The following is a 9213-nucleotide window of genomic DNA, read 5'->3' on the forward strand; positions in this document are numbered from 1 at the left end:
ACCGCTCGACGCTGCAGGAGATGCACATGACCGTGTACGCCCGCCCCGGTTCGCCCGACGCCCACATGTCCTTCCAGTCCCGGTACGACAACTGGATCGGTGGCCAGTGGGTGCCCCCGGTGAAGGGGGAGTACTTCGAGAACGTCACCCCCGTCACCGGCCAGGTGTTCACCGAGGTCGCTCGCGGCACCGAGGAAGACATCGAACTCGCGCTCGACGCAGCCCACGCCGCCGCGCCGGCCTGGGGGAAGACCTCGCCCGCCGAACGCGCTGTGATCCTCAACAAGATCGCCGACCGCATCGAGGAGAACCTCGAGTCGATCGCCCTCGCCGAGTCGTGGGACAACGGCAAGCCCATCCGCGAGACCCTCAACGCCGACATCCCGCTCGCGATCGACCACTTCCGCTACTTCGCGGGAGCCATCCGCGCGCAGGAGGGTTCGATCTCCGAGATCAACTCCGAGACGGTCGCCTACCACTTCCACGAGCCGCTCGGCGTCGTCGGCCAGATCATCCCGTGGAACTTCCCGATCCTCATGGCCGTGTGGAAGCTCGCGCCGGCCCTGGCCGCCGGCAACGCGGTGGTCCTCAAGCCCGCCGAGCAGACACCGGCGTCGATCCTGCACCTGATCTCGATCATCGGCGACCTGCTGCCGCCCGGCGTGGTCAACATCGTCAACGGTTTCGGTGTGGAGGCGGGCAAGCCGCTCGCGTCGAGCCCGCGCATCCGCAAGATCGCGTTCACCGGTGAGACCACCACCGGCCGGCTGATCATGCAGTACGCCTCGCAGAACCTGATCCCGGTCACCCTCGAACTCGGTGGCAAGAGCCCGAACATCTTCTTCTCCGACGTGCTGTCGGCGAACGACGACTACCAGGACAAGGCGCTCGAAGGCTTCACGATGTTCGCCCTCAACCAGGGTGAGGTGTGCACGTGCCCGTCGCGTGCGCTGATCCAGCAGGACATCTTCGACGACTTCCTCTCGCTCGCCGCGGTCCGCACCAAGGCCGTCCGCCAGGGCGATCCGCTCGACACCGACACGATGATCGGCGCTCAGGCCTCGAACGACCAGCTCGAGAAGATCCTGTCGTACATCGAGATCGGCAAGAGCGAGGGTGCCAAGGTCATCACCGGTGGTGAGCGCGCCGATCTCGGCGGCGACCTCTCGGGCGGCTACTACGTGCAGCCGACGATCTTCCAGGGCAACAACAAGATGCGTATCTTCCAGGAGGAGATCTTCGGCCCGGTCGTGTCCGTGACGTCCTTCAGCGATTTCGACGATGCGATCTCGATCGCCAACGACACCCTCTACGGTCTCGGTGCCGGTGTGTGGTCCCGCGACGGTGGCGTCGCCTACCGTGCCGGTCGCGCCATCCAGGCCGGCCGGGTGTGGACGAACACCTACCACCAGTACCCCGCGCACGCGGCCTTCGGTGGTTACAAGCAGTCCGGCATCGGCCGCGAGAACCACCACATGATGCTCGACCACTACCAGCAGACGAAGAACCTCCTGGTGTCCTACGCCCCCAAGGCACAGGGCTTCTTCTGATCCGAACTTCGGCGCCTGTCACGTCCGCACGGCGTGGCAGGCGCCGTTGCCATACGCTCGGAACACCGTGCACCCCAACGGAAAGGCAGGCCTGTGACCGTCCCGCGAATCGTGGCGACCGTCGATGCCGTCGCCCTGCTGCGCCGCCTCGCGCAGCGCAACGGACCGCTCATGATGCATCAGTCCGGCGGATGCTGCGACGGCTCCGCGCCGATGTGTTATCCCGACGGCGATTTCGTCGTCGGCGACTGCGACGTGCTCCTCGGAGTCCTCGACCTGCGCCTCGGGGCAGGGGAGACCCGCTCCGATCCGCCGGTCGGCGCGGACGCCGTGCCGGTGTGGATCTCCGGTTCGCAGTTCGAGGCGTGGAAGCACACCTGTCTCGTCCTCGACGTGGTGCCCGGGCGCGGCTCCGGGTTCAGCCTCGAGAGTCCGGAGGGGGTGCGGTTCCTCAGCAGGGGGCGCGCGTTCACTTCCGACGAAATGGCTCTCCTGGAAGCCCACCGGCCACTCACCGGGCGGGACCGGGAGGCCGGCGTGGAGCCCGCGGTGTCCGATGTGCCCACCGTGGTCGCCGAGGCCGCCGACGCGTGCCCGGTACCCGGCCTGTCCCCATGATCCCATCTGCGTGATCCCATCGGGAGGAGGGTGACTCGCCTGCCGGTTGCCGGTGTGCGTCAGAATCGGGACGGAATCCGTCCGGATTCCGGACGACGACGTGGGCGCCCGGCGGGTGCGACGAGGAGTGGGCATGGCCTTCGCAGGCAACGTGGACGAACTGGCACTGCTGCAGACGGTGCGCCTGAAGAAGCAGGTCACTGCCGAGGTGATCGCCGCGCACCTCGGTGTGTCGGTGGCGGCCGGCCAGGCTGCGGTGGCCGCGCTCCTCGAACAGGGCAAGGCGTCGGAGAACGGCGGCGGCATCAGCCTCACCGACAAGGGCACCTCCGAGCTGAACGATCAGCTCGATGCCGAACGGGTCTCCATCGACGAGGATTCGATCTCGGAGCTCTACGACCAGTTCCTCCCGCTCGACGAGGAGCTGAACACGCTCCTCGAGAACGCGGACGCCGACGGATTCGTCGACGGCCTCATCGACCTCGACCGCCGGGCGCAGAGTCTGTTCGACGACGTGTCGGCGTTCGTGCCGCGCCTGTCGCGCTACCAGGACCTGTTCGCCGAGGCCCTGGAGAAGATCAAGGGCGGCTCGCTGGCGTGGGCCACGGCCGCCAACATCGACTCCTACGCCTCCGTGTGGGGCGAGATGCGCCAGGAGATCGCGGGCGCCGCCGGCCGCTGACAATTTCGTTCGTTCGGCGCACTATGTGATGCCGGTCACCTCTACCCCCCTTTCGGGGGTGGTGCGGGGGTGACCGGCATCACTACGTTTCGTTCATCCGCCGAGGCGATCACGCCCGCGGTTCGAACGGACAACGGAGGACTCACGTGACCAGTGTGTCGACCCCGGGGGCTGCCGAACCCCCCGTCGCCGGACCGGTGGGACGTTCGCGTCCCGATCCATCCACACCCCGCCACGCGGGCCCCTCGAAGGAAGGGCCCGGTATCCGGCGCGTCGCCGTCGCCAGCTGCATGGGCACGACGATCGAGTTCTACGACTTCTTCATCTACGGCACCGCCGCAGCGCTCGTCTTCCCGACGGTCTTCTTCCCCGCGCTCGGATCGACCGCAGGTACCGTCGCCTCCTTCGCGACCTTCGCCGTCGCCTTCATCGCCCGCCCCGTGGGCGCAATGCTGTTCGGGCACTTCGGCGATCGCATCGGACGCAAGAAGACGCTGATCTCCACGCTGCTGCTGATGGGTATCTCTACCCTGCTCATCGGCCTCCTGCCCGGCGCCGAGACCATCGGTGTCGCCGCCCCGATCATCCTCGTGCTGCTGCGATTCGCCCAGGGCTTCGCAGTGGGCGGTGAGTGGGCCGGTGCGACCCTGCTCACCGCCGAATACGCGCCACCAGGCCAACGCGGTCTGTACGCGATGTTCCCGCAGCTCGGTCCCGCCATCGCATTCGCCCTGTCGAGCGGAACCTTCCTGTTCACCGGTCTCGCCCTCGGCGACACCAACGACGCCTTCCTGAACTACGGCTGGCGGATCCCGTTCCTGCTCAGCATCGTTCTCGTCGGCATCGGCCTCTACATGCGCCTCGCCATCGAAGAGACTCCTGTCTTTCGTGCGGAGCAGGAAGCCCGCCGTAGTGCCCCGGCCGCCGAGATCGAGGCCCCGCGCCGGCTGCCCTTCCTCGACGCGTTGCGCTACCAGGCCAAGGAGATCTTCCTTGCCGGCGGCGCGCTGGCCATCATGTTCGCCTTCTTCTACATGGGCACGGCCTACCTGACCAGCTACGCGACGTCCGAGCTGGGATTCGACCGGCCGTTCGTCCTGGTGGTGGGCATCGCCTCGTCGCTCGTCTTCGGTCTCGCGATCGTGCTGTCCGCGCTGTATTCCGACCGCTTCGGGCGCAAGAAGGTCATCATGGTCTCGTGCGCCTTCTCCGTGGTCTGGGCACTGGTGTTGTTCCCGCTCCTCGACACCGGCTCACCGATTGCGTTCGTGCTCGGAATGATGATCACCCTCGCGATCTTCGGTATCGCCTACGGGCCGTGCGGAGCACTGCTGCCCGAGATGTTCGCGACCCGCTACCGCTACACCGGTGCCGGTCTGGGCTACAACTTCGCCGGTGTCCTCGGCGGCGCCATCCCGCCGATGATCGCCGCACCGCTCGCCGCCTCCTACGGCGGTATCGCGATCGGGATCATGCTGGCCGGAATCGGCCTCGTGAGCCTGGTCTGCACCGCGGCGCTCGTGGAGACCCGCGACCGGGCCCTCTGATCCACCGCCCCACCGATCCACCCCCGGTGGCGGTCGTCCGGCAGCAGCCCGACGACCGCCACCACAGCCGTTTCCCCGCCTCGTGAAGGAGAATGCGATGTCCGGCCTCGACGTCGACCGTCTGCCCAGCTATACCCAGGGTGCCTGGGACGTCCCGCTGCTCGGCGACACCATCGGCGACAACCTCGACCGCACCGCCGCCCGCTTCGGCGACCGTGAGGCGCTCGTCGATTCTGCCGCCGGAAAGCGCTGGAGTTACACCGAATTCGCCGCGGACATCGACGTGCTCGCGCTCGGTATGCTGCGGGCGGGCATCACCAAGGGTGACCGCGTCGGAATCTGGGCACCCAACTGCTGGCAGTGGGTGCTCGTGCAGTACGCGACCGCGAAGATCGGGGCGATCCTCGTCAACATCAACCCCGCCTACCGCTCGCACGAGCTGCAGTACGTCCTCGAGCAGGCCGGTGTGCGGATGCTGGTGTCCGCCCCGACGTTCAAGACCTCCGACTACGCGCAGATGATCGAGACCGTCCGGCCCAACTGCCCCGATCTCGAGGACGTCGTCCTGCTCGACTCGCCGCGGTGGGACGAACTCGTCGACTCCGGCCGCGCCGCGCTCACCGAGGACCGGGCACCGCTCGACGCGGCCCAGGCCTCGTTGTCGCCCGACGATCCGATCAACATCCAGTACACCTCGGGCACCACCGGTTTCCCCAAGGGCGCCACCCTCAGTCACCACAACGTGCTCAACAACGGTTTCTTCGTCGGCGAGCTGTGCCACTACACCGAACGCGACCGGGTCTGCATCCCCGTCCCGCTGTACCACTGCTTCGGGATGACGATGGGCAACCTCGCGTGCACGAGTCACGGCGCGACCATCGTGTTGCCGGCGCCGGGATTCGACCCCGCTGCGACGCTCGGTGCGGTCGCCGAGGAGAAGTGCACGTCGCTGTACGGCGTGCCGACGATGTTCATCGCCGAACTGGCCGACCCCGGATTCGACAACTACGACCTGTCGAGTCTGCGGACCGGAATCATGGCGGGATCACCGTGTCCGGTGGAGGTGATGAAGCAGGTGATCGACCGGATGGGCATGAGCGAGGTCTCCATCTGCTACGGCATGACCGAGACCTCCCCGGTCTCGACGCAGACCCGCAGCGACGACAGCATCGAGCGGCGCGTGAGCACCGTCGGTCGTGTCGGCCCGCATCTCGAGGTGAAGGTCGTCGACCCCGTCACCGGACTGACGGTGCCGCGCGGCGAACCCGGCGAACTATGCACCCGCGGTTACTCGGTGATGCTCGGCTACTGGGATCAGCCCGACAAGACCGCCGAGGCGATCGACGCGGCCCGATGGATGCACACCGGCGACATCGGCGTCATGGACGAGGACGGGTACGTCTCGGTGACCGGCCGGATCAAGGACATGGTCATCCGGGGTGGGGAGAACATCTACCCCCGCGAGATCGAGGAATTCCTCTACACCCACCCGGACATCCTCGACGCCCAGGTCGTCGGCGTGCCCGACACGAAGTACGGCGAGGAACTCATGGCGTGGATCCGGATGCGCGAGGGCGCCGAACCGCTCGACGCCGATTCGCTCCGGACGTTCTGCACCGGCAAGCTCGCCCACTACAAGATCCCGCGCTATGTGCACGTGGTCGAGGAGTTCCCGATGACGGTGACCGGGAAGGTCCGCAAGGTGGAGATGCGCGAGCAGGCGATCGCCTTGCTCGAGGCGACACGAGCGGACGGGGGCCGGTGAGACCACGGCCCTGCCGGAGAAGGATGTTCACTCGACAGGCACGTCGAATCCGCCTCGTGTGAGGGGTTCATGATCGACACTGATGGGGTACATGGTCGTCGAGGTTGCGCCGCCCCGGGTGCGGCGCCGAACAGAGAGGCTCACCATGGGACAGATCATCGGCACGATCATCTTCGGCGCAGTCATCGGTATCCTCGCCAGGTTGGTGATCCCCGGTAAGCAGGCGATGGGGATGCTCATCACCATCGTCATCGGCATCATCGGTGCGCTGATCGGTTACTGGATCTGGGGTCTGATCTCGTCCGAGGGGAACGAGAACACCTCCGGCATCGACTGGATCCGCTGGATCATCTCCATCGCCGTCGCTGTGGTGCTCACCCTCATCTACACGTCTGCGACGCGCGAGCGGCGATAGCCGAGAGTCCTCGCGCGAGGCTCCGTTTCGGACGTCTCGGACGTCGTGCACGGGCAGTCCGTCCGTGCACGACGGTTCCCGGCCGGTCCGGGCGGGCCTTCGTCCGTGTTCAGGTACGGTCCCGGACCGGGAGGTGAACTGTGGTGGAACCGCAATGGACTCCGACGGACGTCGACATCGAGCAGGCGAACGTCACCGGATTCACCCGGTTCGTCGAGGAGAGACACGGACTCGACCTGCCCGGCTACCGGGCGTTGTGGCAGTGGTCCGTCGACGAGCCCGGCGCATTCTGGCAGGCAGTGTGGGACGCCTTCGACGTCGTCTCCCACACCGACCCCGGCCCGGCTCTGGCCGACGCCTCCATGCCCGGTGCCGTGTGGTTCCCGGGCGCGCGACTGAACTTCGCCGAGTACGTCTTCCGGGAGCGTCCCCCGGACGAGGCCGCCATCGTCCACCTCGACGAGGAGGGACGCCGGCGCGAGGTCTGCTGGTCCGAACTCGAACGCCGGACGGCCGCGCTCGCCGCGACGCTCCGCGCGCACGGGGTGGGGGAGGGTGATCGTGTCGTCGGCTACCTGCCCAACATCCCCGAAGCGATCGTCGCCCTGCTCGCCACGGCGAGCATCGGGGCCGTCTGGGCCGGATGTGGACAGGACTACGCCGCACCTGCGGCGATCGACCGTCTGGGCAGACTCGAACCACGAGCACTCGTCACGGCAACCGGATACCGCTACGCAGGACGGCGGCACGACCGCGTCGACGAGGTGGACGTACTCCGCGCCGCGATGCCTGGCCTCGCCCTGACGGTCGTCGTGTCGGAGGAGGAGACATCGTTCGACACGTCCGGGTTCGACACGTCCGGGCAGACCGGGACCGTTCTGGACTGGCGGGACGCTGTCTCCGGCGACGCCGCTCTCGAACCCCTACCCGTTCCCTTCGACCATCCGTTGTGGGTGGTCTTCTCCTCCGGCACCACCGGCCCACCGAAAGGCTTGGTGCACGGCCACGGTGGTGTGCTGCTCGAACACCTCAAGGCGTTGTCGCTGCACCTCGACCTCCGTCCCGGCGACCGCTTCCTCTGGTACACCAGCCCGAGCTGGATGATGTGGAACTTCCTGCTCTCGGGGCTGCTCGTGGGATGCACCGTCGTCACCTACGACGGCGCCCCGTCCCATCCCGAGGTCGATCGCCTGTGGCGGATCGCGGCCGAGGAGAACGTCACGGTGCTCGGGACGAGCCCCGGCTATGTGCTGGCCTGCATCAAGGCCGGTGTCGTCCCGCAGGACGACCACGATCTGTCGGCCCTCCGCGGCGTCGGGGTCACCGGGTCGACGCTGCCCGCCTCGTCGTCGGCGTGGCTGTCGGACAACGCCGGCGAGCACGTGCAGGTGATGTCGATCTCCGGCGGGACCGACGTCGTGACGGCCTTCGTCGGCGCCGTCCCCACGGTGCCCGTGTGGCCGGGAGAGATCTCGGTGCCCTGCCTCGGCGTGGCGGTCGACGCCTTCGACGAAACGGGGCGGCCGGTGCGCGGAGAGGTCGGCGAACTCGTGGTGACCGTCCCCATGCCGTCCATGCCCGTGCGGTTCTGGAACGACCCGGACGGCAGTCGCTACCGCGATGCGTACTTCTCCGTCTATCCGGGTGTGTGGCGCCACGGCGACTGGATCACGATCACCGAGCGCGGAACCTTCGAGATGCACGGCAGGTCCGACTCCACCCTCAACCGCCACGGTGTGCGGATGGGCAGTGCCGATATCTACCAGGCCGTGGAGAACCTGCCCGAGGTCGTCGAGTCGCTCGTCCTCGGCATCGAACAACCCGACGGCACGTACCGCATGCCGCTGTTCGTCGTCCTCGCCGAGGGCGTCACGCTCACCGACGACCTGAAGGAACGGATCCGTGCGGCCGTGCGCGAGCACGCCTCGCCCCGGCACGTGCCCGACGAGATCGTCGCCGCGCCCGGGGTGCCGCACACCCGCACCGGTAAGAAGCTCGAGGTTCCCCTCAAACGGATCCTGCAGGGAGCCGATCCCGGCCGCGTCGTCGACCGCACCGCGATCGACGAACCCGACCTGCTCGACTGGTACCGCGACCAGGCGTGATCCGGGGCACACCATGAGCGTCACCTAACTGGACAGTCCCCGTCCCGAATGGTCGGATTGCGCCCATGGACATCGCCATCAAGATCTTCCTCATCCTGCACTTCATCGGCCTCGCGGGCATCATCGGTTCGTGGCTCGCGGTCATCAAGGAACCGCGCGTCGTCGCCGGCATGCTGCACGGCGCCATCCTGCAGGTCGTGACGGGTCTGGCCCTGGTCGGTCTGCGGGAGGCGCAGGACGTCGTCGAGGTGAACCACATGAAGATCGGCATCAAGCTGCTGGTCGCCCTCGCCGTGCTCGTCGTGGCGTTCATCGGCCTGAGGAAGGAGAAGCAGAATCCCGGCTCGACCGCGACGCTCGCCCACGTCGCCGGTGGTCTGGGCATTCTCAACGTGATCATCGCCGTGGCGTGGACGTGATCGTCCGCACTCGGGTGACAGCTGGTCGGCGCCGGGTGGGCACCCTGTAGATTGGGACCGATGCGTATGTCATGGGCTCCGGTGATGACCGGCGGGTAACCTGCTTCGGGCG

The 9213-nt window shown here is 67.4% G+C and carries 8 protein-coding genes; all 8 read left to right on the forward strand.

What is annotated here, in order from left to right; translation table 11 throughout:
* Positions 1-26: 26 nt before the first annotated feature.
* The 8 genes from adh to M3330_RS18055 all read left to right on the forward strand — a co-directional run bounded on the left by adh (position 27) and on the right by M3330_RS18055 (position 9101).
* Positions 27-1550, forward strand: coding sequence for an aldehyde dehydrogenase (gene adh, locus M3330_RS18020; protein ID WP_006553532.1), 1524 nt, complete (start codon positions 27-29; stop codon positions 1548-1550).
* 93 nt (positions 1551-1643) lie between these two features.
* Complete coding sequence (locus tag M3330_RS18025; protein ID WP_006553531.1) at positions 1644-2168, forward strand: DUF779 domain-containing protein; 525 nt, start codon at positions 1644-1646, stop codon at positions 2166-2168.
* A gap of 133 nt (positions 2169-2301) precedes the next feature.
* Positions 2302-2850 (forward strand): hypothetical protein, encoded by a 549-nt coding sequence (locus tag M3330_RS18030; protein WP_006553530.1) that lies wholly within the window; start codon positions 2302-2304, stop codon positions 2848-2850.
* 263 nt (positions 2851-3113) lie between these two features.
* Entirely contained in the window at positions 3114-4397 is a 1284-nt protein-coding gene (locus M3330_RS18035; RefSeq protein ID WP_024101640.1) for an MFS transporter, read from the forward strand.
* Between the two features lie 97 nt (positions 4398-4494).
* Positions 4495-6162, forward strand: coding sequence for an AMP-binding protein (locus tag M3330_RS18040; RefSeq protein ID WP_039584744.1), 1668 nt, complete (start codon positions 4495-4497; stop codon positions 6160-6162).
* Between the two features lie 145 nt (positions 6163-6307).
* Positions 6308-6577, forward strand: a complete 270-nt coding sequence (locus tag M3330_RS18045) for a GlsB/YeaQ/YmgE family stress response membrane protein (protein WP_016932945.1) — start codon at positions 6308-6310, stop codon at positions 6575-6577.
* A gap of 143 nt (positions 6578-6720) precedes the next feature.
* Positions 6721-8682, forward strand: a complete 1962-nt coding sequence (locus M3330_RS18050) for an acetoacetate--CoA ligase (RefSeq protein ID WP_064060473.1) — start codon at positions 6721-6723, stop codon at positions 8680-8682.
* Between the two features lie 65 nt (positions 8683-8747).
* A complete protein-coding gene (locus M3330_RS18055; RefSeq protein WP_006553525.1) occupies positions 8748-9101 on the forward strand; it encodes a hypothetical protein in 354 nt (117 codons plus the stop codon).
* Positions 9102-9213 lie beyond the last annotated feature (112 nt).

Source organism: Rhodococcus sp. GA1 (assembly GCF_024321955.1).
Classification (GTDB): domain Bacteria; phylum Actinomycetota; class Actinomycetes; order Mycobacteriales; family Mycobacteriaceae; genus Rhodococcus; species Rhodococcus pyridinivorans.

What these genes read in the sequence shown, in the direction of transcription:
- adh (WP_006553532.1), top strand. Translation starts at nt 27, where the DNA reads ATGACCGTGTACGCCCGCCCCGGTTCGCCCGACGCCCACATGTCCTTC.
- M3330_RS18030 (WP_006553530.1), top strand. Translation starts at nt 2,302, where the DNA reads ATGGCCTTCGCAGGCAACGTGGACGAACTGGCACTGCTGCAGACGGTG.
- M3330_RS18040 (WP_039584744.1), top strand. Translation starts at nt 4,495, where the DNA reads ATGTCCGGCCTCGACGTCGACCGTCTGCCCAGCTATACCCAGGGTGCC.
- M3330_RS18045 (WP_016932945.1), top strand. Translation starts at nt 6,308, where the DNA reads ATGGGACAGATCATCGGCACGATCATCTTCGGCGCAGTCATCGGTATC.
- M3330_RS18055 (WP_006553525.1), top strand. Translation starts at nt 8,748, where the DNA reads ATGGACATCGCCATCAAGATCTTCCTCATCCTGCACTTCATCGGCCTC.